General features: G+C 35.5%; 29 protein-coding genes. 6 read left to right on the forward strand and 23 right to left on the reverse strand.

What is annotated here, in order from left to right:
• Positions 1-68: 68 nt before the first annotated feature.
• The 3 genes from gmk (at position 69) to ACODST_RS15830 (ending at position 2,037) form a co-directional block, all read left to right on the forward strand.
• The gene (gmk, locus tag ACODST_RS15820) at positions 69-641 is read left to right on the forward strand and encodes a guanylate kinase (protein WP_488933070.1); all 573 of its coding nucleotides are present in this window, start codon (positions 69-71) and stop codon (positions 639-641) included.
• Positions 642-753: 112 nt separating this feature from the next.
• Positions 754-1,335, forward strand: a complete 582-nt coding sequence (gene nadD, locus ACODST_RS15825; RefSeq protein WP_488933071.1) for a nicotinate (nicotinamide) nucleotide adenylyltransferase — start codon at positions 754-756, stop codon at positions 1,333-1,335.
• Positions 1,336-2,037, forward strand: coding sequence for a hypothetical protein (locus tag ACODST_RS15830; RefSeq protein WP_488933072.1), 702 nt, complete (start codon positions 1,336-1,338; stop codon positions 2,035-2,037).
• A gap of 38 nt (positions 2,038-2,075) precedes the next feature.
• On the opposite strand, the gene ACODST_RS15835 is transcribed toward ACODST_RS15830, so the two are convergent.
• The 22 genes from ACODST_RS15835 to ACODST_RS15940 form a co-directional block, all read right to left on the reverse strand.
• On the reverse strand, positions 2,076-3,545 hold the full coding sequence (locus ACODST_RS15835; protein WP_488933073.1) for a nicotinate phosphoribosyltransferase: 1,470 nt from the start codon (positions 3,543-3,545) through the stop codon (positions 2,076-2,078).
• Positions 3,546-3,558: 13 nt separating this feature from the next.
• Positions 3,559-3,867 (reverse strand): hypothetical protein, encoded by a 309-nt coding sequence (locus ACODST_RS15840; protein WP_488933074.1) that lies wholly within the window; start codon positions 3,865-3,867, stop codon positions 3,559-3,561.
• Between the two features lie 3 nt (positions 3,868-3,870).
• Positions 3,871-4,809, reverse strand: coding sequence for an ADP-ribosylglycohydrolase family protein (locus ACODST_RS15845; protein ID WP_488933075.1), 939 nt, complete (start codon positions 4,807-4,809; stop codon positions 3,871-3,873).
• Between the two features lie 17 nt (positions 4,810-4,826).
• Positions 4,827-5,279: a nucleoside 2-deoxyribosyltransferase domain-containing protein gene (locus tag ACODST_RS15850; RefSeq protein WP_488933076.1), complete on the reverse strand. Its 453-nt coding sequence runs from the start codon at positions 5,277-5,279 to the stop codon at positions 4,827-4,829.
• A 156-nt stretch (positions 5,280-5,435) separates the two neighbouring features.
• Complete coding sequence (locus ACODST_RS15855) at positions 5,436-6,167, reverse strand: metallophosphoesterase family protein (protein ID WP_488933077.1); 732 nt, start codon at positions 6,165-6,167, stop codon at positions 5,436-5,438.
• A gap of 3 nt (positions 6,168-6,170) precedes the next feature.
• The gene (locus tag ACODST_RS15860; protein ID WP_488933078.1) at positions 6,171-6,731 is read right to left on the reverse strand and encodes a 2OG-Fe(II) oxygenase; all 561 of its coding nucleotides are present in this window, start codon (positions 6,729-6,731) and stop codon (positions 6,171-6,173) included.
• A 40-nt stretch (positions 6,732-6,771) separates the two neighbouring features.
• Positions 6,772-7,611 carry an ADP-ribosylglycohydrolase family protein gene (locus tag ACODST_RS15865; RefSeq protein ID WP_488933079.1) on the reverse strand — a complete coding sequence of 280 codons (840 nt, stop codon included), beginning with the start codon at positions 7,609-7,611 and terminating at the stop codon, positions 6,772-6,774.
• Positions 7,612-7,629: 18 nt separating this feature from the next.
• Entirely contained in the window at positions 7,630-8,592 is a 963-nt protein-coding gene (locus ACODST_RS15870) for an ADP-ribosylglycohydrolase family protein (protein ID WP_488933080.1), read from the reverse strand.
• The gene (locus ACODST_RS15875; RefSeq protein ID WP_488933081.1) at positions 8,589-9,140 is read right to left on the reverse strand and encodes an RNA 2'-phosphotransferase; all 552 of its coding nucleotides are present in this window, start codon (positions 9,138-9,140) and stop codon (positions 8,589-8,591) included. Before ACODST_RS15875 ends, ACODST_RS15870 begins: the two co-directional genes overlap by 4 nt.
• Complete coding sequence (locus tag ACODST_RS15880) at positions 9,133-9,780, reverse strand: DUF4291 domain-containing protein (protein ID WP_488933082.1); 648 nt, start codon at positions 9,778-9,780, stop codon at positions 9,133-9,135. The genes ACODST_RS15875 and ACODST_RS15880 overlap by 8 nt, the downstream gene beginning before the upstream one ends.
• Positions 9,781-9,835: 55 nt before the next feature.
• Positions 9,836-10,306 carry a macro domain-containing protein gene (locus ACODST_RS15885; protein ID WP_488933083.1) on the reverse strand — a complete coding sequence of 157 codons (471 nt, stop codon included), beginning with the start codon at positions 10,304-10,306 and terminating at the stop codon, positions 9,836-9,838.
• Positions 10,307-10,410: 104 nt separating this feature from the next.
• Positions 10,411-10,917, reverse strand: a complete 507-nt coding sequence (locus tag ACODST_RS15890) for an O-acetyl-ADP-ribose deacetylase (RefSeq protein ID WP_488933084.1) — start codon at positions 10,915-10,917, stop codon at positions 10,411-10,413.
• Entirely contained in the window at positions 10,914-11,327 is a 414-nt protein-coding gene (locus ACODST_RS15895) for an ADP-ribosylation/crystallin J1 (protein ID WP_488933085.1), read from the reverse strand. The genes ACODST_RS15890 and ACODST_RS15895 overlap by 4 nt, the downstream gene beginning before the upstream one ends.
• A 6-nt stretch (positions 11,328-11,333) precedes the next feature.
• Complete coding sequence (gene ybiA / locus ACODST_RS15900) at positions 11,334-11,861, reverse strand: riboflavin biosynthesis intermediates N-glycosidase (protein ID WP_488933086.1); 528 nt, start codon at positions 11,859-11,861, stop codon at positions 11,334-11,336.
• A gap of 106 nt (positions 11,862-11,967) precedes the next feature.
• Entirely contained in the window at positions 11,968-13,056 is a 1,089-nt protein-coding gene (locus ACODST_RS15905) for an adenylosuccinate synthetase (protein WP_488933087.1), read from the reverse strand.
• A 452-nt stretch (positions 13,057-13,508) separates the two neighbouring features.
• Entirely contained in the window at positions 13,509-14,384 is an 876-nt protein-coding gene (locus ACODST_RS15910) for a hypothetical protein (RefSeq protein WP_488933088.1), read from the reverse strand.
• Positions 14,385-14,386: 2 nt separating this feature from the next.
• On the reverse strand, positions 14,387-14,722 hold the full coding sequence (locus tag ACODST_RS15915; RefSeq protein WP_163395432.1) for a hypothetical protein: 336 nt from the start codon (positions 14,720-14,722) through the stop codon (positions 14,387-14,389).
• 180 nt (positions 14,723-14,902) lie between these two features.
• The gene (locus tag ACODST_RS15920; RefSeq protein WP_488933089.1) at positions 14,903-15,715 is read right to left on the reverse strand and encodes a TIGR02452 family protein; all 813 of its coding nucleotides are present in this window, start codon (positions 15,713-15,715) and stop codon (positions 14,903-14,905) included.
• Complete coding sequence (prs, locus tag ACODST_RS15925; protein ID WP_488933090.1) at positions 15,712-16,539, reverse strand: ribose-phosphate diphosphokinase; 828 nt, start codon at positions 16,537-16,539, stop codon at positions 15,712-15,714. Before prs ends, ACODST_RS15920 begins: the two co-directional genes overlap by 4 nt.
• A gap of 74 nt (positions 16,540-16,613) precedes the next feature.
• Positions 16,614-17,306, reverse strand: a complete 693-nt coding sequence (locus ACODST_RS15930) for an NUDIX hydrolase (protein ID WP_488933091.1) — start codon at positions 17,304-17,306, stop codon at positions 16,614-16,616.
• A gap of 108 nt (positions 17,307-17,414) precedes the next feature.
• Positions 17,415-17,783 carry a PKD domain-containing protein gene (locus ACODST_RS15935; RefSeq protein ID WP_488933092.1) on the reverse strand — a complete coding sequence of 123 codons (369 nt, stop codon included), beginning with the start codon at positions 17,781-17,783 and terminating at the stop codon, positions 17,415-17,417.
• 99 nt (positions 17,784-17,882) lie between these two features.
• A complete protein-coding gene (locus ACODST_RS15940; protein ID WP_488933093.1) occupies positions 17,883-18,788 on the reverse strand; it encodes a LysR family transcriptional regulator in 906 nt (301 codons plus the stop codon).
• 85 nt (positions 18,789-18,873) lie between these two features.
• Here ACODST_RS15940 and ACODST_RS15945 point away from each other — a divergent pair, with 85 nt between their 5' ends.
• Both ACODST_RS15945 and ACODST_RS15950 read left to right on the forward strand, forming a co-directional pair.
• On the forward strand, positions 18,874-19,635 hold the full coding sequence (locus tag ACODST_RS15945) for a type 1 glutamine amidotransferase domain-containing protein (RefSeq protein ID WP_488933094.1): 762 nt from the start codon (positions 18,874-18,876) through the stop codon (positions 19,633-19,635).
• A gap of 144 nt (positions 19,636-19,779) precedes the next feature.
• Positions 19,780-20,937: an iron-containing alcohol dehydrogenase gene (locus tag ACODST_RS15950; protein ID WP_488933095.1), complete on the forward strand. Its 1,158-nt coding sequence runs from the start codon at positions 19,780-19,782 to the stop codon at positions 20,935-20,937.
• Between the two features lie 279 nt (positions 20,938-21,216).
• On the opposite strand, the gene ACODST_RS15955 is transcribed toward ACODST_RS15950, so the two are convergent.
• Positions 21,217-23,631, reverse strand: coding sequence for a toxin-antitoxin system YwqK family antitoxin (locus ACODST_RS15955; RefSeq protein ID WP_488933096.1), 2,415 nt, complete (start codon positions 23,629-23,631; stop codon positions 21,217-21,219).
• Between the two features lie 251 nt (positions 23,632-23,882).
• Here ACODST_RS15955 and ACODST_RS15960 point away from each other — a divergent pair, with 251 nt between their 5' ends.
• Positions 23,883-24,878 (forward strand): NAD(P)H-dependent glycerol-3-phosphate dehydrogenase, encoded by a 996-nt coding sequence (locus tag ACODST_RS15960; RefSeq protein WP_488933097.1) that lies wholly within the window; start codon positions 23,883-23,885, stop codon positions 24,876-24,878.
• Positions 24,879-24,996 lie beyond the last annotated feature (118 nt).

Here is a 24,996-nt window from a genome sequence, read left to right on the forward strand (position 1 = left end):
GCAGCAAAAAAAACCGCACAAATATAAAAGCTTAAAGCATACTGCTTAAAGCCTAAAGCATAACAATAATGAATAAAGGAAAACTAATTGTTTTTTCGGCACCATCAGGATCAGGGAAAACAACTATCGTAAAACATTTATTAGGTCAGGAAGATTTAAATCTTGAATTTTCAATTTCGGCAGCATCGCGTGCACCGCGTGGTGAAGAAGTAGACGGAAAAGATTATTATTTCATTTCACTGGAAGAATTCAAAAAGCACATCAAAGCAGAGGATTTCCTGGAATGGGAAGAGGTTTATCGCGATAATTTCTACGGCACTTTAAAATCGGAAATTGAAAGAATCTGGGCTTTAGGAAAAAATGTCATTTTTGACATTGATGTCGTTGGCGGTCTTCGTATTAAACATAAATTTCCAGAAGAAACCCTGGCTGTTTTTGTTAAACCCCCAAGTGTTGACGAACTAAAACGCAGATTAAAACAACGTTCTACAGAAAGTGAAGATAAAATCAATATGCGTATTGCAAAAGCTTCTGTGGAATTAGCCACAGCTCCTCAATTTGATGTAATTATTAAAAACTATGACTTGCCAGTAGCTTTGGAAGAAGCACATCAATTGGTTAAGGACTTCGTAAATAAATAATTTTTATTCCGCAGAGATAAACAAAGAAAAAACACAGAGATTCGCAAAAGTATTATTTTAAACTTTGCGAATCTTTGTGCTATCTTAGCGACTCTCTGTGAAACTTTAAAAAATGAAAATAGGCCTTTATTTCGGAACATATAACCCCATTCATGTTGGTCATTTGATCATTGCCAATCATATGGCAGAATATGCTGGTCTGGATCAGATTTGGATGGTCGTTACGCCGCATAATCCGTTAAAGAAAAAGGCGACTTTATTAGACGATCAGCAGCGCCTTCAAATGGTTTTTCTGGCAACCGAAGATTATCCGAAGATAAAACCATCGGATATTGAGTTTAAATTACCTCAGCCGAGTTATACTGTAATTACTCTGGAGCATTTAAAAGAGAAATATCCAAATCATGAGTTTTCTTTAATTATGGGCGAAGACAACCTGAAAACGCTTCATAAATGGAGAAATTATGAAGTCATTTTGGAAAATCATGATATTTACGTGTACCCAAGAATCTCGGACGAACCTGAAAATGTGAAATTAAAATCGCATCCAAAAATTCATGTTATCGATGCACCGATTGTAGAGATTTCTTCAACTTTTATTAGAAATAACATCAAAGAAGGTAAAAATATTCAGCCTTTATTGCCGCCGAAAGTTTGGGAATATATTGATCATAATAATTTTTATAAGAAGTAGATGCTTTTCTCCGCTTCCATTTTTATTCCTGAAAAACCGAAATTCTTCGATCTGACCCGTTCCGAAAAATTATCGTATCTATCAATTGGAGCAGTTACATTGTATGGTTTTATATTATTATTAATTGAACGTTTTTTCGGGTACAGAATATCTGAATATTTTTATTACCCTATTGTAATTCCTTTACTGGCTCATCTTGCAGGAATCTTTATCAGGTTAACAGAATTTGAAAATCTTAACGGACATTTTGATGGAAAAATTTCACTTGATGAAAATTCTTTATACATAAATGGTACAGAGTACAAATACTCAGATTTAGAAAATGTGGTTATTTACGGAAACTCCTTTTCTGGAGAAAAAACAGAGAATTACAGATATGGCCCAATGTATGGAAACGGTGTTGGGAATTTAATCTCATTTACTTATAATGAAGCTAAAATTGAAAAAAACTTTCAATTAATATCAGAACGACATCTTGATCAATTACAAAATGCTTTAGTCCATATTATCACAACAGAAAAACTTCCTTATAAAAGAGAATACCTTAATTTCATCAATAAAGAATATAGATCATTTATCCTCTTCGAATTATTCATTGGAAAATTGATTAAAGAAAAAAGAATGGAATGTCATGAGGGAATCCATCTTATTGGACTTAAATCAAAAGAAGTCAAAGAATTTAAAGCAAAATACTGCAATTAAAAAAGCCTGAACTTACATTCAGGCTTTCGTTTTTATAATTAAGCTTCGATACTTACTTCACTTTTTACTCTGTTTCTGATTTCACTCAGCGATTGATCAACTAAAAGTTTTCCATCTCTGAAAACTTCTTTCAATTCGCCTTGTTTTTCTTCTTCCCAGGAAACATTATCACTTAAGTGGTACTTTCCCTCAATCAATTCAATTTTCATTAATCCCTTGGCTGATTTTTTAGTTCCGTCGTCTGTAATTGGGTCTTTGAAGATCGCTCTTCCCTCTCCGTTTACTTCTCCGTAAGTCGCTTTCATCGCAAAACCGAAAGTATCTCTGGTGTTATACTGATACGTGAAAGATCCGATTCCTAAAACCACATTGGTAGAAGCAAATCCTTTTTCTTTTAATCTTTCGCAGATTTGAGTGGCTCTTGCTACAGTAATACTGTCTCCGTAAATAGCACCAATCTGCGGAACCAGTTCTTTGAATCCTTTATCGTTTGTAGTTCCTCCAAAAACATCCCAAAGTAATTCGATAACTCCTTTTTTCTCCTGTTCTGTTTTTCCATCAGGATTTCCGCAGATAATCAGAATCGGGTCACCGCTGTCAGGACGAATTACCACTTTTCCCTCTCTTGACACAATAGCATCTTTTAATCCTGGAAGATAATCGGTTAAAACTTTCCATAAATCCCAGGTATCCGAAACGATAGAAACGATTCCTTTTGGATACACTTCTGTAATTAATCTTTTGAAAGTTTCATACTCCCCTTCTGTTGTTCCCATACACATTACAGAATGCTCAGTAGCGGCAACAGAACCGGCCACTAATTCCTGATCTGAATTGGCTTTGTAATATTCTTCTAAGAAATCGATAGCCGGAATGGTATCTGATCCCGTAAAGCTTAATAAGTGTCCGGCAGCAGAAGTTAAAGAAGCTTCGATTCCGCCCATTCCTCTCATAGAAAAATCGTGTGCCTGCCAATCTACAAATTCCGGAACAGAAGAAGTTTCTGCAGCATATTTATCCAATACTTTTCTGTATTCTTTTGCAATGGTTGCTGAGTTACAAGGCAGCCAGATTACAGCTGAAAGCAAAGTCTCAAAATAATTGGTAAGCCAGAAAAACTCCGGAATGGTGTTGTACATCGTAAACATTGGCACTCTTAACGGAACACTTGCTCCTTCCGGCAATGCTTTAAAAACCATCGGAATATATCCTAAGTCATGTAAATCTTCGATATGTTTGGTACCAACCAGATTTTCGCCTAAATAATTATTAATTCTTCGGGCGTATTTTTTCACCACTTCTTCTTTTGATTTTTTAAAGAAATATTCTTCAAAATCGTGAATGATATATTTTTTGATGAAATACTGTAATCCAAAAAAGATCACTTCGTCAACTTCTTCAATTCTTGATTTTCTCGGTGTCCAGTTAGAATATACTAAGGTGGTTCCGTCCGGGTATTGTCTTCTGTGGTCAACTTTGTAACCATCGGTTAATAATAGTGGGTTCATATGTGGTATAGTGTTATTTTAAATATTCGTACAAAGTATCAAATTCTGAAGACAAATTCAAATATTCCTGAATCCAGTCATTCTGCATGGCAATTTCCTGTAATGTTCCGGTTGGTGCAAATAAATAGTATAAAAGCTCCAGTCCCGTTTTGTTTTTATCGTGCAGCAAATTATCAATTCTATCTATTTCTGCTCTTAATTCTTCTACAGAGTTATAACTGGTCCATAACAAATCGGTTTCCGGAGTAATTTTAGTTTGAATTGTACCCAGTATTTTTATTACAGGGTTCCAATCAGCTTCTTTATTACGCTTCTCAGTCATACTTTATTCTAATTTCTTTGACAACCGGTCTGCTAAATCTTTTATATCATTGGATCTCGCTAAATTGTCAATCCATTTTTCCGGGATATTCTCAATTCCGTAATAAATTCCTGCGAGCCCTCCCGCAATAGCTCCGGTTGTATCCGTATCCTCTCCTAAATTTATTGCTTTTAAAACCGTTTCTTCAAAAGAGCCTGAATTTAAAAAACACCATAAAGCTGCCTGAAGACTGTCTAATACGTAACCAGAAGAATGAATATTTTCTTCCGGATACTTTGAAATATCATTTTTCAAAATCCGGTCAAACAAACCAATTTCGAAAGGACTAAAACTTTTATGTTTTACAAACTCAGAAACGGTTTGCTGCATGTTTTTATAAGCTTCGAATTTATCTTTATCTTTTAGAATCTCCAAACAAAACACAACATAAATAAAACAGGCGAATACTGAACGAAAATGTGCGTGTGTAATTGAGGAAACTTCTTTAACTTTTTGATAAACTGTTTTAGTGTCTTTCTCATTACGAAGATAAAAAACCAAAGGCAGAATACGCATTAACGAACCATTTCCATTATCTCCTTCATCAAAACCGCCGCACAAATCAGGCTGATACCCTTTTGCTATATTGAAAATGGCATGCCGGGTGGCAATTCCAATGTCGAAAACTTTTCCGTATGGTGTCCATAAATTACCACTGTACCATTTCACAAAATTTCTGGCTATATCCTCTAAGTCGTAGTCGGTACATAAACTCTCGGCGAGACAAAAAGCAAGTGAACTATCATCACTCCAGGTTCCGGCCGGCTGATGATGGGTTCCGAAACCAAGCATATCAACAACCGGATTCCGTTTTAAATAAGCTCTCGATTCAAATTCAACCGGAACGCCTAACGCATCCCCAACCGCTAAACCCAGTAAACCAGCTCTTATCGTATTTTTCATTGTTTCTTCTTTTTCTTTTAGCCTAGCAGATCTTCTATTAAATCCTCTAAAGTTTTAAACTGTTCAACGCCATATCTTTCACAGACAATATCAATATTTCCTTTACGCCAAAAATCTTCTTCAACAACCACTTTCATCTTTTTAGATTGCGCATAAAGGCCGAACTCAAGCAAAGAAATGGGCGACATTGTATTAGCAGCAAAGTACATAATAATGATATCTGATTTTTCTAATGCATTGAGTTCCCAGCTGACCTGCTCTTTAAAATTAGGATTTTCTATGGTTTGCGACCAGCTGCTATCCCATTCCTTTCTTCTGGGATTGAAAAGAATGTACTGGTTCTGCAGCAGTTCTTCACAATATAACTGCCAGTTAACCGCTTTATCCATTTCTATAGAACCGGCTAAAAAAATGGTTTTAGCATCAGTCTGCAAAGGTATTTCTTCGGGTGATCTAAAAATTCTTTTCATAATACTTCATCTGACTGCCCGTTTAGTGGACTATTTTTTTAGAGCCACAGATTAAAAAGATTATAAGGATTTTTTTAATCTGCTTCTATTAGTTTTAATCGGTGTTAATTCGTGTAATCTGTGGCAAAAATTTCGTTGAGTAACTCAACGTATAATTTACTTATTTCTTCCTTTTTCATTTGGATAAAACATTTGCACAGCATCACTTTGCCAAAATTGCTTCGTTTCAACATCTAAACAGCTTAATTTTCCATAAAAACCGGCTCCGGTATCAATGTTCCAGACATTACAGCCCTGCATCGGGATTCCGACATCATAATGTAATGTTGGCGTATGACCGATATAAATTTCATTAAAAAGCAGTAATCGTTTTGGGTATGAAAGTGAATCCTTCTGAATTCTTTTATCCATTGTCAGGGCCATTTCCCACAACGTTCTGTCCCAGGAATAGTTGGTTTTGTAATGTTCTTTTTCCGGTCCGTGCATCGATGAAAAACCAGCGTGAATGAACAGATTATTATTTTCATCTACAAAGTAATCTTTCATCGAATTGAAAAAATCACGATGTGTTTGTTTTTTAGAAGAATCAATATCGATATAACTTTCTATGGTTGACTTTCCTCCATGCAAAAACCAAATATCATTTACTATATTTTCTTCCAGCCATTCCTCACACCAGGCATCATGATTTCCTTTTATAAAAATACATTCCTGTTTTTGAGATAATTCAATAAGAAAATCAATTACTTGTTTGGATTCACTCCAGCCGTCTACATAATCTCCCAGGAAAACAAACCGATCCTTTTCTGTATAATCGATTCTTTCCAGTAACTGAATCAGCGCTTTTAATCCGCCGTGAATATCTCCAAAAACTAAGGTTCGTTTCATCAATTATATACTTTCTTTAAACTTATACATCACATCACTTCTTAAAACATACTTGATTCCCGAAATCAAAGCGGCTCCTTCATGACGCTGGCTATGTTCAAAAATAAGGGCGGTTCCTGTTTTGGGATTTATAATTTCGCCCGAAGCAAATTTGGTTTCACCTCCTTCATATCCTTCATTCAGATAAATGAGAAAGGTATAATAACTAGCTTCTGATTCATTGCGTTTAAAACTTCCGTCCTTATGCATTTTAAAGCGCTGGCCAGGATTGTACTTGTAAAACCGAAACATTTCGTTTAATCCTGAAGCGATACTGTTTTCTATTTCAGGTTTGATAAAAGGTTCTAATTTCTGCCACAGTAAAGAAGCATATTCAGGATCCTCATACATGATACGTTCGTTATTCCGTACCATTTTCATCATTTTTTGTGCGCCGTCAACATTTACTTCTGCTTCTTCAAAGCCTGTTTGTTCACTTTGTTTTATAAGTTGATTACATTCCTCTACGGTGAGAAAATTATCAATCGTATAAATTTCCAATCCTTCATTAATAATATTCAGCATAACAACTACATTTATGATTACTAAAAAATTCTTTGTATGATTAACGAAACTTGTTGTTGAGTGCCGTATCAAGCTGAATTAGAAAATCTTTTCCGAATGTATCGTTCTCCAGCTCTTCATACAGAAACGACGGTAATGTCTTCTCACAATTTTGTTTCTGACTTAAAATAGCCATGCACAATGCAGCAACGGTATCGGTATCGCCGCCATAGCCTATTCCGGTTTTTAAACAATCTTTCATAGAAACGGCTTCCGAAACCATTTTAATTACAGCTTGTGTAGTCGGATATCCGTGCATATCGATTGGAGATGTAATCCTGTAGTTTTCATTCTCTTTTAAAGTTTCATTCAAAAAAGAAATCAGAGTCGATCCGTCTCCCAGATTATATTTAAAATAATGAACCGCTAATGCAATACGTTTGGCACAACTTATTCCTTCTGCTGTATCATGAGAAGTCCTGGCCTGAATCTCGCAAAACTCTAAAATTTGTCTAATATCTCTTAAATACCCGATTGAATAAGCCCGCATAGCAGAACCATTTCCGCTGCTTCCGTTATCAATTATTCTGAGAAAATCGGAACCATTTTTACTGGCATCCAAGGCATTGTAAACCCTGTCTGAATAACCTCTTCTTTTATCTCTGTGAAATACCTCAACAAACTTGTCGGCTGCTTTAACTTCATTCCAGTTATCCTCTTCCAAAAGCAATTCTGAAATTGCAATTGCCATCTGTGTATCATCAGTATATCTTTTATAAATCTCGGTGTACATTCCGTGTTTATGATATTGAGTGAGGTCATTGTGCTGCGAAATAAAATCCAGATCCCTGAATTCAAAACCGGCACCGTATGCGTCTCCTATTGCTGCTTCTAAAATCATTATTCTTTTTTTTAGAATTTATAACTTACTAAAAAGCCGTTCGGCTAAGTCTTCAATCTCGTGTCGTTTTGCGAGTTTAACAAGCCATTCTTTCGGAATTGTTTCCGCCCCGTATATGAGTCCGGCAAGTCCGCCTGCCACTGCCGCAGTAGTATCGGTATCACTTCCGAGGTTAACTGCTTTCAATACAGCCTCTTTATAATTGTTCGTCCGAAGAATACACCAAATTGCGGCTTCCAGTGTATTTAATACATAACCCGACGAAAATATTTCGGACTCTGAAAGAGACTGTAGAGGCTGAATATCATAATCTCCAACTTTAATAGAAAGTATCCGGTGAAAACGATCGATCTCTTCCTGCGGGATATCCTCATTTTCAAAAAACGGTTTCACCCTGTCCTGCATTTCTTTTAAAGCTTCTTCTTTACTTTTTCCATTGTACAACTCCAATGCATACTCCAGATAGATAAAGCAGGCCATTACCGAACGAATATGACGATGCGTAAGTGATGAAACTTCTTTTACATATTGAAATCGCTGCTTTATTGGCAGATCCTTAGTATAAAAAAGCAAGGGCAGAATGCGCATTAACGAACCATTTCCGTTGCTTTCTTCCGTGTGGCCTCCTGCTAATAAAGGATCTTTTCCGCAATGCAGTTCATGAATGGCGATCGAGGTTGCAATTCCAATATCAAAAACTTCACCGTGAGGTGTCCAGTAACTTTGTTCTTTCCAATTTACAAAACGATCGGCCAGTTTTTGCAGATCATATCCTTCAGCTAAAGTTTCTGCAAGACAAAAAGTTAAGGAACTGTCATCAGACCAGGTACCGGCCGGCTGACTGTGTGTGCCGTATCCGGTCATATCTGCAGCCGGAGCGTTTTTTAGCTGGGCTCTTGAAAGAAATTCATAAGGTACTCCCACCGCATCGCCAACAGCAACACCCAGCAGAACATCTCTCACAAAATTTCTTGTACTCATTTAAATTCTATATATTTTGCCGGAACTTCATCTGTCAGCCAGACATTGTTTTCGGATAAATAAAATTTAAATCCATCTCTGTGCATTTCACCGCTTCTGACTGTGAGGATTTGCGGAACTCCTCTTCTGCTTCCTACTTTTGTCGCGGTTTCTTTGTCTTTGGAAAGATGTACATGCTGACGGCTCATTTTTTTCAAACCTTCATTTCTGATGCTTTCCATAAACTTTCCAACCGTTCCGTGGTACAAATATTCTGAAGGCTCTGTTTCGGCTAAATCTAATTCAACTGAAATGGAATGTCCCTGACTTGCCCTGATTTTGGTTTTATCTTCGTTATAAGCAAAACGTTTTTTATCGTTATTTTCTACCACATAATCTAAAAGTTCAGCTGTCATCTTATTGTAGCTTCCTTTTTTATTGCATTTTATAATTAATTCTTCAACATCTGCCCAGCCGTTTTCGTCTAATTGCAATCCGATAATATCAGGCGAATGTCTAAGCACCAGGCTCAAAAATTTGCTGACGCTTTTTGCTGTTTTTTCATTCATGATTTCCAGAAATTTTAAGTTTTTTATTCAGTTCTTCATCCTGAAAAACAAAAGGTCTCTCAGCCGGAATCAATAAATTTTCTAATTCTCTTTTCTGAACAAATTCATATTGTTCTTTTACAAAGCCCGAAATATCTTCGATTAACAAAATGTCATCTTTGGCAAAAGATCTTGTAAATTCATTTCGCAAACCAATTTGTATGGCTCTTCGTTCCAGTTTATTTCCATAAGGATCATGATCCGGGTCCCATTGCAGTCGTACGGAAGAGGATTTAACCTGCAGCTGCCATTCTTCGTAACTTATTTTCAAATCTTCGTTATAAGAAGAATACACGGCATTTTGCAGATACTTCTCAAATGCTTTTCTTTTTAAATGAATGGCCAGCACTACTTCCTGATCTTCTTTGGTTCCCCAGCCGTTTCTGTACATCATCCAGAGGAAATTAGGTTTAATCCAGGTCATTCTGTCAAGGCTGAACGCTCCGCCAAAAAACTGATTCTTTGCGGCAAACTCCCCTATTTCTTTTCGGTACGACTGATATACTATTATTTTTTCATCATCGTACTGAGCCATTATATGATGTCCTGATTTAGGCCATTCTTGTAATTGCTCGTTATATTTTTTTAATTCTATTTTCATTTTATAAATACACAATACCCTGATTGTGTTTGTTTTTTAATTAATTCATGATGGTTTAAAAATCATAAACCACCACCTCAATATCTTTCTCAGACAGCGTTTTAAGAATAACAGGTTCGATCATTTCCCATTTTCCGCCTGCTAATCCGCATCCAATTTTGGGCATATGAATAGATGAATTATTTGTTTTTGCAAAATCAGAAACCGTTTTTAATCCCTCTTCAATAGCGTTATATCGAATTGGAGCTCCGCCGTTTTCGTCTTTATTGATCTTATGCTGACCGATTAAATTCACTACCCATAAATCTTCTTCAACCTGAACAAACTGCACTTGGCCTAATTCAAAATTATTTTTCGTTTTAAACCATTCGCGATATTGTTTTTCAGGCTCTTTCCATCTTTTTGAAATGGCCATCACAAATCCTTTTCCCCATCCACCAATGTCATTGCAAACATGGACGATTATTTTGTTTCCTGATACCTGAGGCGATGTTGCATCTCCTTTTGTATATTGAATGTCTTTCATTTTTTTTAAAATCATTTTTATTCAAACGTCCCTACGGAACGTAACAACCAATCGATATTTTTTTCTACTACTACTACTACCAACGAAATGTTCCTACGGAACAATTACAAGATGTCATTATAAATTTGGTAATTTTCATCATCAAAACAGACAAAGATTACCTTTTCTATTTCGGCTGATTTATCAAATTCCTTTACTGTTTGTACGGCGATTTCTGCCGCTTTATCTTTTGGAAAATGATAGATTCCGGTGCTGATATTTGGAAAAGCAATCGTTTTAATTCCATTTTGAACGGCAAGATTCAGACTGTTTTTGTAGCAGTCCGCTAACAATTTCATCTTTTCTTCTTTATCACCATTCCAGACCGGGCCTACGGTATGAATAACATATTTTGATGGTAAATTTCCGGCTGTTGTTATAACGGCTTCTCCCGTTTTGCATCCACCCTGTTTATTCCGAATTTGGACACATTCCTCCAAAATTGCTTTTCCTCCTTTTCTGTGAATAGCTCCATCAACTCCGCCTCCCCCCAATAAAGAGGTATTCGCCGCATTTACAATCGCATCAGCCTTAATTTCTGTTATATCTGTTTTTAGAAGTTCAAGTATCATTTTCTGAATTTGTTTAACCGAATCATCAATTCTGTATTGGCGCTTTCAATAGAACGATTTGTAAAATAAACGTTTACCAGTTCAATTTCTCCCACAATATTAGAATTAAAACTGATCAATTCTTCTGACGGAATCCAGAGTTCATTATGCGTTTTATCGCCTACGTTTTGAATTTCATACTTCTCTAAAAAAGATTTTTGCACTTCAAAAGCGGTAATAATTCCAATAAAACCGGAGAATTCATCAACTGTATTCCATTCCAGTGCAATCTGCTCTGCATACTGCTGATTCGTTACAGGATAAAAAATTGGCTGCCAGTCCAGTCTTGGAGGAAACATTTTATAACCCGATTCAGCAATCAGCTCCATTTCTTTCAATCCAACCGGACGGTACAATCTTGTTGTTTCCATAATCCTTTATTTCAATTCATCCCTAACTTCCATCAAAGCAAAACCTAACAAATTCAATCCTTTCCATTTTTCAGGATTTAGAGCATCTTTATGATCACCGGCCATTCCAATTCCCCAGATGGGATCAACAGGACTTGCTTCTACAATAACCCTGTCATTAGTGTTTAACAAAAAGGTTTTCAAATCAGGATTCTGACTGAATTTATGGTAGTTTCCTTCTTTAACAATTTCAAATCGGTTTTCTAACCAGGTTTTGTCATCGTAATTTCTCACTTTACGACCTAGTTTCTTGGCTTCTGCCGGAGAACTGCATTTTATGATTTTTTCTAAAATTTCCTGATCGTTAAATAATTCAGCTTTTTTGGCCATCATCCAGTGTTCAGCTGTTTTATAAACAACATCATTCACTTTAAACGAACTTAACCACCATTGGCTGAAACAGGTTTTGGTAATCGTTCCGTCTTTACTTGGCTGGTGTCCCCAGAAAAATAAAAACTTACTTTCCGGAGCTGTGTTTTCTATAGTGTATTTCATTTTTTCTGTTTATTGATATAAAGAAGTTATGATAACCTAATTTGTTTTTATTAAAATCTTCTAGCATAATGCCGATGTAATATGAAAATAGAACAATGCAATTGGTCTATATTGAATATACAATCGGTATTATGTTTTTAAAATCCTTTGAATCAGGTGAAAATGATCCGTAAATAGTATTAAAATCTGTCGTTAACTTTTCAAATTCGTATTCCTTTTCTAACTGATCCATGCACGTCACCACCAAATTTCGTTTTGCCATTGGACTGTAAGCAGCATCTAGTTTTAAAGCGTAATTCAACAAATCGTAATCCAGATCCCCAAACCGGAGCTGTTTTTGATATTCGTTGAAAACACAGGTTTCTTCTTCGTTGTTTTTTAATTGTATTTCTCTTTCATTCGGCATCCAGCCGTTACCGTGTCTTGTGGTGTAACTTCTGGTTGCGTAATATACTTCGATATCTTCAATCTTCAGTTTATTACAGATTTCAACTGCATTTTTTGAAGTCGTATTGGCATAGGTAACATTCGGGAAAACACCGTGATCCATATCCAAAAGAATCCCCTGACTGCCTTCAAAAATCAGATTATCATATTTTGAAAGGAAAGTATAATCGACAATATTCCATTTTAGGTTATCAATTGCATCGAGATACGCCTGAACTTCTTCATCGATTTCACTTTCATTCAAAAAACCATAATAATAAGCAATCTGATTTAGCTTCTCTAAAAGCATTTCACGAGGCGCAATCAAATCGATGGCAAACAATTTATACGGCCCTTCGTTTCTTTTCATGGTTGCACCAATCCCTTTTCCACAGGTTCCGTGGTCAATGTTTCTCGTGTTTCCTCTGTTGTGCCAAACATCAAACGGAGTAGTAACTTTTGCTAAAGGATGAATATATAAATCCAGATTAGCTCCTTTTTCTTTTAATTCTTCTCTTTCGTTGTACAAAAAAACCGGATGAATTGTACAGTGTTCACTGTAATAAGACGGAAGTCCGCGTAAAGCGCCGCTCGCAAAGCTGGAATGAACGTGTTTTTGATCGCCAATCATAACGGTGTGCGCTGCCTGCTGTCCTCCCGAAAACCGAATAACTATAGATTCAGGATTTTGTTTTGCCAGAAAATCTGTTGTTATTCCCTTTCCTTCATCACCAAATCCTAAACCTATAACTATTTGTGCTGTTTTCATTTTGTTGTTCTTTATTTTAATCTCGCAAAATCGCGAAGTCGCAAAGGATTTTCTTTTTGAAGCCACAGATTACTAGGATTAAAAAGATTTTTTTTATGCAGATGCAAAAAGATTTCTTCTAAGATTTTAGAAATAAAAAAGCTACGTTTATCTGCTTAAATCGTTTTAAAGCTGCGTAAAAAATCTTTGCGACTCTGCACCTTTGCGAGCAAATTTCTCTTTGCTGAGATCAAAAATCTTAATATTCTAATCTCGCAAAGCCGCTAAATCACAAAGTTTCTAAAGATTAGTGTCTTTATTGTTTTAAACACATAGAATCATAGGCTTTCGAAACTTAAAAAAGGCGTTTCACTTGCATCAATTCACATAGCAGCTATGTTTTAGAAACTAGTTTCTTTCTTTAATCTTTCGAATTCAAAAAGAAATCTATGTTTCTATGTGTTTTAAAAATTCTAAAGCATTTCTATATTATCTAAACTGCTATCACTTGAACCAGAAACTGGTGTTGTTCCTAAATCTGAACCTGAATTTTTATGTTTACCACAGATGATTTTCTTGATAACATTTGGAATTTCCCTGTGATCTTCGATAGACAAACAATTTTGTCCCAACAATTCTTTCCATTCCACATCGGCGTTAATCGCTTGTCCTGAATGCAGTACACTAATGTGATATACATCATATCTTTTCTGCGCTTCTGCTAATAATTCAAGATGCGTATAAGTCTGTTGTCCCTGACCCATAATTTCTTTGATTGCCGATGCCGGAAGCGTTTTTAATCCTGGTTCATCACCAACTGTAAACAACAATCCTTTTTGTCCTCTTTTTTCGAAAGCATCAGTTTTGGTATGAAAGGCTGCGAAATACCACGCTAAAAGATAGCTTTCTCCTGCATTTCCTCCGCCTCCACCTTCAATATAAGTTCTCGTTAACCACATATCCAATTCCTCATCTCCAGATTCAAATTGTCCTACTTGCAAAGGATATCTATCGCATTCGTGATCTCCGATTCCTAAGAATAAAAGTGCCGGATCTGGAACGCCTCCCTGAATAATTCCTCCCATTAATTTTGGAAGTCCTTCTTTAATCAGTTCGTGCGGAATATGTCCCATACTTCCTGTTACGTCCAGTCCTAAAATAATTGGAACTGTGTTTGGATGAACCTCAGAATCTCTTGCTTCTCTAAAAATCACTCCATTTGGATTCATAGATTCATGCGCCATTCTTAATACATTCTGTGTAAAAATCTCACTAGCAGATTTGCTTGCATAACCTACTTTTTTTGCTCTGTCTTCACGAGCTCCGAAATCATATCTTGTACCTCCCATGACTAAAATGTTTTACCAAATAAATACTCAAATCTCTTTTTTGTTACTTCAAACTGGATATTCAAATTTCTGATGGTCAGCGAAAGCTCCATATCTTTTTGTACAAAAGCTTCTGGCTGAAAATCGGCAAAGGTTAAACTGTTTTTATCCAGCGGACTAATATCGATTAATCCCTCTTGTTCTCTTTCGAGTCTTTTTATTTTTAATTCGATGTCTTCGACTCTTCGTCTGTATATTAATTCTGAATCCTCACCAATTACTTTGGCTCTGTCTTCTCTAATCTGATCATTGTTTCTTTTTAAAGACTCAATGAATCTTGGTTTTAAATCATCACTCATAATAACTTTGGTAGTTTTTGTTTCAGTTTTTTTTTGTTTCAAGTTTCAAGTTGTGCACTGAACTTAAAATTTGGGTTTTAAACCGGAAACGGTTAATAGTATTTTTTTGTTTCATGTTCCATGTTTAAAGTTTCACATTCCTAAAAAGCAACTTGAAACCTAAAACCTGAAACTTTCTAACTAATTAAAAACAGCTTCAAACTGCTCGAAATTTGCATTTTTGTCGGAGTAAATGGCAAAAACGATCTTTTTAAAAGCGCCTGAATATTTTTCATCCATAATTTCTTTGAACAAATGCGCTACGTCTTTGGCTTCATTTCTGAAAACACCGCATCCCCAAGCTCCTAAAATTAGGGTGTCACATTTTTGCTTTGCAGCGATGGCTAATACTTTATTCATTCTTTTTTTGAAAACCTCTTCTGTCGCTGCCATTTCTTCTTTTCTATTGTGCTGTATCATCGCTCCTTTATTTGGTGCTGGTGCGGTAATGACATCTACAGCGAATGGTTTTTCAAAATAATCTCCATTATCATCATTCCAAAACAGAACATTCGGACTGTAAATCATGTAATCTGAATATAAAAACGAAGACTGATTTCTGTTAAAATCATACATCGTTTTGTCTTTGATCTGTGTTTCATAAAGACTGGAAGATCTCGCCAGACTCTCTTCCTGAGCCGAAGCACCGCCTAAAAATCCACCACCAGGATTCTTTGCAGAAGCAAAATTCAAAACACCGATTCTGCCGTTTTTCTCTTCCACAATGGCCTCAATTGTCGAACAGATTTTGGTAACAATTTCAGTTTCAAACTTATTTTCAACTGGCAACTTTAAAATTGCATCCCAATCGTTTGGTGCAATGGTGAACGTATTTTTTATTGACTCTTCGAGTTCGTTTTTTATGTCAATCTTTTTTCCTTTGTATTCATAGAAACCATTTTTTATGATTTCTAAGGTTTTATTGGCTATTACTACTCTATAATTTTTATTCATAATTTTAATTTTACAACCTCAACCGTTTCACCGTCAAAGTCTTTAAAAGAGTTCGTTGTAAAAATGCCGTCAAAGCAATTTAAAACTTCGAAACCTTTATTGAAAATTCCGTGGCTTACGGCTAAGTACAGTTTCCCTCCATTTTTCTTTTTCAATTCTTCGGCCAAACCAACAAAGGTTCCGCCGCCGTCGCAGATATCATCTACAATTAAGCAATCCATTCCCTGTAAATCCTCTTCGTACACTTTAAATCCAGACAGTTTTCCTGTTTTTACATCGCGGCTTTTACTGCATTCTACTACCTCAACACCACCTAAATATTCAGAAACTTTATAGATTTTCTTCAAAGCACCTCCGTCCGGAGAAATCAATTTTACGTTTTGACCGATTTTATTTAAAACCTCTTTGATAAAAGTATAGTTCGGAATTACAGTACTATTATTCAACAAAGCCGGAGTTACTTCTGAGTGTGCATCAAAAACAAACACTTTATTCAACTGCATGGCATTGATAATGTCTGCATACACTTTTACAGATAACGGTTCGCCCGGAATCATAACACGGTCCTGTCTCGCAGCCGGGAAGTACGGAATAAAAAGATCGATAATCTTAACGTCCATTCTGCGTAACGCATCTACTGTGATACACAACAAGCCTAAATCGTTGAATGAATTCAATCGGTGTGTAATCGTTACTTTCTGATTAACATCAAAATCGGGATTGATTTTAATGTGCGGTTCTCCGCCAGAAAATGTAAAACTTTGAAATTTGATTTCTTCCTGATTTTGAATCGGAGCGAATTTTGGGTCGAGATTTAGTATCATAGTGTTGCAGTTTGCGTTAATTATACGCAAATGTAGAATTAATTTTTAAATAAACAATTTATTTTGTGTAAAAATTACGCAAACTTTATTTCGAAGTGAAAACCTTTTTCGATCAATTCATTGTATTTCAATTTATTAAACCTAAAAAGTTTTGCCGGACGACCAGTTTTTACGGGTGAAAATTTTTCGGTCTCCTCTAAAATTCCGTAACTGAGTATTTTTTTTCTGAAGTTTCTGCGGTCGATTTCTTTTTCCAAAATGGTGCAATACAGATTTTCCAAATCTGAAAAAAGGAATTCTTCCGGCAGTAAATCAAAACCAATTGGTTCGTAAGTAAGTTTGGCTTTAAGTCTGGATATCGCTTTTTGAAGAATTATATTATGATCGAATGCCAAAGACGGTATTTCATCAATTTTAAACCATTGCACTCTCTCGGCATCAGTATCAGCTTTAATCTCTAATTTTGAAGGATCTACCAAAGCAAAATAAGCTACAGAAACAACACGATTTCTCGGATCCCTTGTCACGTCATCTCCAAACGTAAACAACTGTTCAAAATAATCGACATCTACATTGGTTTCTTCTTTCAATTCTCTCTTTACAGCGTCTTTTAAAGATTCTTCATTTTTTACTAATCCTCCGGGTAAAGCCCAATAAGAATTGGCAGAACCAAACTTCTGCTGGATTAAAAGCACATACAGCTGACTGTTTTGATATCCAAAAACAATCGCATCAACTGCAATTCTAATATTTTGTAAATTTTCCATAATCAAAAATCGTATCAAACAAATATAACGAATGAGAGCCAATTTTATAATCTAATGCTTTGGCAATACATTATAAAATTGGCTCTCTTTTTATAAAATCTTTTAGTTTTAATTCACTGTCACGTTTTTCTTCGGACTTACTGTACAAGTGCCTCCCGATTTGGAAAGGGTTACATCTGCCTTTACCTCAAAAGTACCGGAAGCACTATAAGTATGTGATACAGCTCCAGTTGCACTATTGATGGTCTCTGTTTTTCCGTCTCCAAAAGTCCACTTTACAGAAGTTACTGTATTGCTTCCGCTGTATTGAACAGAATAATTAATTATTTTAGAATTAGTCCCGTCTGCTGAATGCTTCAATTCTGTCAAAACTGAATCGCCAAAACAATCCAATACAGCTTCATCATCACTCTTGCTACAGGAACTACTCAAAAAAAATGCTGTCATAAGACTTAAAACAGTTATCGCCTTTTTCATAATGTATAAGTTTTAGGAATTAGTTTACTAAAATTACACTTTTTAGAAAACAAAAGAAAACAAACAACTGATTTTCAACACCTATATAATTCCAAAAATTTACAGTCTGTTACCAAAAAACAGTTTCAATTCCTTCTCAATTACATCAAAAATCGATTTAACATTATTGTTTTTTGGTGCCAATAAATAGACAAATTCTTCCGGTACGTGAAAACTGTTCCATAATAACTGCAGCTTATTTTCTTTGATATAGTTTCTGGCATTACAATTCCAGGTTGCGGCTACTCCTTCGTTTTTGGCTAAAAGGCGAAGCATTTCAGATTCTGAAGGAATAATATAATTAGGCACCATCGAAGGTCTTTTTTTATTGAAAGCATGCAGCCAGAATAATTTGATATGCGGAATTCTCGCATCATGGCTGTACCATTTCTGGGCATTGAGCCATTGTTCTATTTCGGTAAAATTATCTGCCTTTAATCTCTGACGGAATTCTGTTATATCCAGACTGGTCGGAGCGACTAAAATGAGTTTTATTTTCCCGACAATTTCATAGGTGGTATCAAATGTATCAAATCGCTTAGTGGTAATAGCGAAATCCAGCTTTTTAGCATCAACAAGTGCAAAAAGTTCATCATTTTCGGCAAAGGTAAAATCGATTAAATCAAATTTAGCGATTAGAAGATTTCCTACGCAGTCAAAAAGATGCTTCGAAATTCCAACCGAAATTAAGCGGTTAGCATCTTCGGCTTTGGCCCTGAAACCGGTTTCAACACTTTCCAGTCTGTCTAGTGCATCTATAATCAAATTATTCAGTAACTTAGCATATTCGGTGGGTTCTACTCCTTTCGATTTCCGGTTAAAAAGTTTATTTCCCACATGGGCTTCGAGCATAGAAATCTGCTGACTTACTGCAGGCTGGCTCATAAACAATTCTTTTGCGGCTACTGAAAAATTGCCGTTTTTGTACACCGCCTTAAAGGTTCGGTACCATTCTAGATTCACCATGATATAAATTTGTTTATAACAAACATAGTTTATTTTATTTTTACTGATATCACATTCGACGTAAATTTGTTAAAAATTTAATCTTATGAAGAAAATCGCATTACTCGCAATAATTGCATTTACCGCTGTCGGCACATCGGCCATAGCTCAAAAATCAAATAAAAAAGGAATGAAAAAAGTATTATTTGTTGTTACCAGCAACGATAAGCTGGGCAATACGGGAGAAAAAACAGGATTCTGGTCTGAAGAATTTGCTGCTCCTTACTACGAATTATTAGATCAGGGTGTCGAAATTTCAATTGCATCACCGCTGGGAGGACAGCCGCCAATTGACCCAAAAAGTGCTGATCCGGCTTCGGCAACTGAAGACACCAAACGTTTTGATGCTGATAAAGTTTTACAGGAAAAATTAAAGCACACCCTGAAGCTATCAACTGTTAATCAAAAAGATTATGATGCTGTTTTTTACCCGGGAGGCCACGGTCCGCTTTGGGATTTGGTACAGGACAGGAATTCCATCGCTTTAATTGAATCTTTTTATACGCATAATAAACCTGTAGCTTTTGTCTGCCACGCTCCTGCCGTTTTAAAAAACGTAAAAGTAAAAGGGGAATATTTAGTAAAAGGTAAAAAAGTAACCGGATTTACCAATGCCGAAGAAGAAGCGGTTGGTTTGACTAAAGTGGTTCCGTTTTTACTGGAAGATGCATTAGCTTCAAACGGAGGTATTTTTTCTAAAGGACCAAACTGGGCTCCTTACGCAGTTGAAGACGGACTTTTAATTACCGGTCAAAACCCGGCATCGTCTAAACTGGTAGCCGGCAAATTATTACAGAAATTGAACTAAGAGGGACTCAGGTTCTGAGCTGCTAAGGGACTAAGGTTTTTCTTAGCAGCTTAGACTTTTGTAAAAAATTAAAATAATGAAATTAACCCGATGCTAAAAAACTTAGAATCTTAGTCCCTTAGCATCTTAGAACCTAAAAAAATCATGCTCAACTTTGAATTATACAATCCGACAAACTTAGTTTTCGGGAAAGGACAAATTGAAAAACTTTCGACTTTAGTTCCAAAAAATGCTAAAATTCTTTTGGCTTACGGCGGCGGAAGTATTTTTAAAAACGGAATTTACGATCAGGTAATCACAAACTTAAAAGGTTTTGAAATTGTGGAATTTGGCGGCATCGAACCCAACCCCAGATTTGAAACTTTGATGAAAGCGGTTGCTGTTATTAAAGCTGAAAAAATTGACTTTATTCTGGCTGTTGGCGGTGGATCTGTTATTGATGGTGTGAAATTTATTTCGGCTGCCGTTTATTTTGAAGGAAACCCGATCGATATTCTGCAGAAACGCATTCTGATTAAAGAAAATGCAATGCCTTTTGGAACTGTTTTAACGCTTCCAGCAACAGGAAGCGAAATGAATTCAGGTTATGTGGTAACCATTGAAGCCACTCAGGAAAAATTATCTTCGGGCGGAAGCGCTTTGTTTCCTAAATTCTCTATCTGCGATCCTACTGTAATTGCTTCTTTACCAAAAAGACAAATCGAAAACGGTGTGGTAGATGCTTACACGCACGTAATGGAGCAATATTTGACCTATCCGCATGATGCTTTTCTTCAGGATCGAATTGCCGAAGGGGTTTTACAGACTTTGATCGAAATAGGTCCCGGAGTAGTTAAAAATCCAACGGATTATACACTGGCTTCTAATTTTATGTGGAGCTGTACAATGGCTTTAAACGGATTAATTCAGAAAGGAGTTCCTCAGGATTGGGCAACCCACATGATTGGTCATGAATTAACGGCTTTATATGAAATCGATCACGCCAGAACTCTGGCTATTATCGGCCCAAGTTTGTATACGGTAATGTTCGAAAGTAAAAAAGGAAAACTGGCACAATACGGAAGACGTATTTTTAATCTTTCGGGTTCTGATGAAGAAGTGGCCAAAGAAGCCATCAATAAAACAGTTGAATTTTTCCATACCATGGGAATGGACACTAAACTTTCGCAATACACCGAAGACTACAGCAATACAGCTGATTTTATCGTAAATCGTTTTGATGAAAGAGGCTGGAAAGGTCTTGGTGAAAATCAATTAGTGACTTTAGATAAAGTGAAATCTATTGTGGAACTTAGTTATTAATGGATAAATTCCAAATTAAAAAATTCCAAATTCCAATCTTAAGCTCTTTGGAATTTGGAATTTTTTAATTGGAATTTGATAAAAAAAGGCGTTCTTATGAAAAATAGGAACGCCTTTTTAAAATACTAAAACAAAACTAACTAACTCAAATCTTGATAAATTCATTAAAATTCTAATTTCTAAAGACTTACAACGTGGCCTGCTGCATTTTATTGTACAGACTTAAAAATATTTTTTAATTATTTTTTTTATTGATTTATTTAGTTCCTTCACCATCTTTTATTTAAAACTTTCATTTAGTTTTTTAGTCAGGACGGCGTCTAATAATTCTGCTTCTTCTCTGACACTGCCGGGTTCAATATTTTTCTTTTCTTCCAGTATTTTTCCGTCTGCATACAATTTTAAATCGTAACTGTTTTTATCTGTTTTTAAAATTAGAGTGCCTATTTCGGGTTTTCTATTTTTGTCGAAGGTTAATCCGGCTATGATAGTACTTTTATCGCGGCTTCCAAACAGAACTTCCGGATCTTTTTCTGAAACTATTTTCTCAGCAAGTAAATTAAAATTTTCTTCTGTCGTTTTATCCGGATCAATACACAGAACAAATAAGGCTTTAAAGATTCTGAATTCTGATCCATAATCTGTATCCTCTTTTCCCCAGTCAAAAACTTTAGCTCCGATATCGTTTTTGTTTTCAAAATACAAAATGCGGCCCGTTTCGGCAGGTATAGTCATGTCTATGTCCAGCGAAGAACTAACAGAAACGGTTTTACTTCTAAGAATCAGTCTGGCCATTTTTTTAGTACCTGATTTCTCTAAAACAATCTTTCCCCGATTTTTCCCCTGAAGATCCGAAAATTCAATCTCCTTATTCTTCAGTTCAAAATGAAAACGATTAAAATAATTCACGGCAAAAAAATCCAGATCGATACGCTGCAAAACACCGTTCTTCCAGTATCTGGAAACAAAATGACGGTCAAATCTGGTATATTCCGGCCCGTCAACTATTTTTCCGTCTTTATAAACCGATTTTATATTGTAATCCGAAATCTGGCAGTAATGATCTGCATTCTTAAGAAAATCATTGGAATACTGATATTTGATAATTCCATTCTCAAAATAATCAACATGATTAAGTTCGTTAAAATCTGTGGCAAAATATCCTGAAAAAGGTTTATCATCCTCATAAATTCCAATATAAGCTTCTTTCTTTTCTGAAGCAATTAAAAAAGATGTGTCGACGATTTTGGTTCTTTTACCATTTTCAAAATAAACCGTTTTCAGAATATTATCCTCCTCTTTCGCATTACATCCGTTTCCAAAATAAATTTCTTCTGTTATGAAACCATTTTTATAGATTGTATTTTTCCGGGCTTCAACCAGTTTTCCTTCATAGGGTTCTCCATTTTTGTATTCCATTTTTCCGGCTGTTTCACCGGCATTATAAAAAATAGTTTCTCCATTAAGCACATCATCCAGGCAGTTATAGGTTTTATGAATATTCTCAAGGCTGTAACTAAATACTTTCTGCAGTCCGTTTTTCTTAAAATCTGTAACCTGAATTAATTCATGGCGGTCTTCACCTGTTTCTATAATAAAACTTCCATTAAAAGGTTTATCGTTTTTATAAATCCCTTTAGCAACAATACTATCATTTTTGGATGCTCTCGCAATGGCTTCTCCTTCTTTTATTCCCTTTACATAATTAAGATTAACGTACAGACTCCCGGAAAAATTCTCGTCAAAATTACCATCGTAAGGCTTTCCGTTTTTATAGGTATGGTTTTCTTTTAAAGTTCCGTCGGCGTTGTATTCAGTTTGACTGCCTTCCATTTCTCCATCTTTATACTTTGCTGCTTTAAAAACTTTTCCGTCCGGATAATATTCCAGGGCAATATCATTTTTTTGTCCGTTTTTATAAGTCGTCTTAGATTTTACCTCTACTGCCAATTTGTTTTGAAAATAATAGTCATAAACATCTCCATTTGAAATGCTGCGGCCGTATTTCTCAAAATCACTTTCATTTATAGTCTGTAAAATTTTTCCGGATTTTTCATAATTAATCTGCTTAAAAGGTTCTGTATTACCATTTGCAATATCATACCATATTTCCTGAGCCAACTGTTTTGAATTTGCCCAGAATATCTTTTTTCTGATAATCTGTCTGCTTTTGGTTTTTCCTGTTTCATCACGAATGATCATTGCTTCCGTCATTCGGATTGGTTCTTCTCTTTGTGCTTCGTTATCGGCTTTGTTCAATCGGTAATCATCCCAATTTAAAACGTCTTCAAAATCACCGTTTACAGGTTTTCCTCCTTCATATTTTCCTTTCATTAATACAGAACCGTCTTCATGGTAAATAATGGTTTCACCATCTTTTCGTCCGTTTTTGTACTGAATGGTTTTAAACTTTTTACCATTTGGATAATAATACGTTAGACTGGAAACTCCAGAAAAATTATAAAATTGATAAAAAGAAGCATCAAAACCATTTTCATCAAACCAAACAACATCTCCAACATAGTTGTCTTCATTATCCTGAAAAGCATATCCCTGAAATTGTGGCGTTTTATTGATGTAGAAGTCTTCAACTAAAACCAGATTTCCTGTTTTTTTTAAAGGTTGCATTCTATAAAAAGAAGCGTTTTCTTTAGTGGTATTTTTCCAATCGGCGTCGAAATAAAGTGGTTCCATATTTTGGGAGTAAGAAAATACCGTTGTAAATAAAATAACAAGAGTTAAAAATTTAGAAGTCATAACGGAACGAAATTTCTCAAAAATACTGTTTTTAGGGCAAATTCAGATTCTAAAACTGAATATCTTATTACAATTCAGCTGCTTTTTATTCAAAAGAAACCGGTGTGAAGGGCTTTGGCAAATTTCTTAAATCAGATTTTATGTTATTATTACTTTATTAAGTACTTTTGTTTCAAATTAATAAAATAATGAGCGAAAAGTTAAAATTTGCAGTAATTGGAGGAGGAAGCTGGGCAACGGCAATTGCCAAAATGTTGTGTGTGAACCTTTCAGAAATTGCATGGTATATGCGTAATGAATCTGCCATTGAACATCTTCAGAAATACAAACACAATCCTAATTATTTAAGTTCTGTTGAATTTGATACCAATAAACTTAAACTAACCAGCAATATTAACGAAGCAATCGAATATGCTGATTACATTATTTTTGCCATTCCGTCTGCTTTTTTGGATTCCGAATTAAAGAACATGACGGTTTCCTTATCGGATAAAATTATTTTCTCGGCTATTAAAGGTATTGTTCCCGAAACGAGTTTAATTGTAGGCGAACATTTTCATATACAATATGATATTCCTTACTACAACATAGGAGTAATTACCGGTCCGTGCCATGCTGAAGAAGTCGCTCTGGAAAGACTTTCTTATCTGACCATTGCCTGTGGTGATCCGGATAAAGCTAAAACCGTAGCGAAATCACTTTCCGGAAATTACATCAAAGCCAAAATCTCAGATGACATTATTGGTACAGAATACGCAGCCATGCTGAAAAACATTTACTCTATTGCTGCCGGAATCGCCCATGGTTTAGGATATGGCGATAACTTCCAGTCCGTTTTGATGAGTAATGCTATCCGCGAAATGAAAAAATTCATTCGTAAAGTACACAAAATGAAACGTAATATTAATGATTCAGCTTATCTGGGCGATTTATTAGTTACGGGTTACTCCATTTTCTCCCGAAACAGAATGTTCGGAAATATGATTGGAAAAGGATATACCGTAAAAAGTGCCATGATGGAAATGAGTATGGTGGCCGAAGGGTATTATGCCACAAAAAGTGCTTATAAACTAAATCAGGGTTACGGAGCCAAAACACCAATTATCGATGCAGTTTATGCCGTTTTATATGAAGGAAAAGACGCTAAATCTATTTTTAGAAAACTTACGGAATCACTGGATTAGTTTTTTTTTAGAGAATAGAAGATAGAAAATAGAAGAAAGACGATAGAAAATAGACTTTAGAAAATAGACTTTAGAAAATAGACTTTAGAAAATAGAGGAAAGAGCCGGAGAAATTAAT

It is taken from the genome of Flavobacterium sp. FG19, from assembly GCF_057809475.1.